The organism is Agrobacterium sp. CMT1 (assembly GCF_037203725.1).
Taxonomy (GTDB): Bacteria; Pseudomonadota; Alphaproteobacteria; order Rhizobiales; family Rhizobiaceae; genus Agrobacterium; species Agrobacterium pusense.
The window spans coordinates 1-412 of record NZ_JBBCAR010000009.1 but is presented as its reverse complement, the minus strand read 5'-3'; the positions used below and the strand labels follow the sequence as shown (position 1 = coordinate 412).

Below are 412 nucleotides of genomic sequence, written 5' to 3'. Positions count from 1 at the left end.
CGATGAAGCGGGAAAGTGCGAGGCCGGCAATCTCGTCCGCCAGCGCCGACCACGGGCCGTCACGATCCTGTTCTTCCCAGGCCAGCATCGCTTCGAAAAGATGCATATGCGGATTGGAGCAAAGCGGAGTGCGCGGCGGGTTCGCCTCCTCGAAGCCGGCGATGGGATGTCTGTAGTCGCGCTCGAGAATGGCAAGGATTTCGAGCGCGCGGCTGCGCATCTCATTCCTCCGCTCGGGAAGGATCGCAGCTGTCTGTGCTGCGGCGAAAAGCGCAAAAGCCTGGTTGTAGAGATCGAAGGAGGGGTCGATCAGTTTTCCGGTCTGGTCGGCCAGGTTGCCGTAAAGGCCGTTTTCAAGGCGATAGACCTTCTCGAACCAGGACAGCCCGTGCAACACTGCGTCTTTCCAGGG

The 412-nt window shown here is 60.7% G+C and carries 1 protein-coding gene; it reads right to left on the bottom strand.

Going from position 1 to position 412, the window contains the following annotated elements; genetic code table 11:
* Positions 1-412, bottom strand: a 412-nt coding sequence (locus WA845_RS14005; RefSeq protein WP_337322426.1) for an AGE family epimerase/isomerase, incomplete at both ends; no start/stop codon positions are given.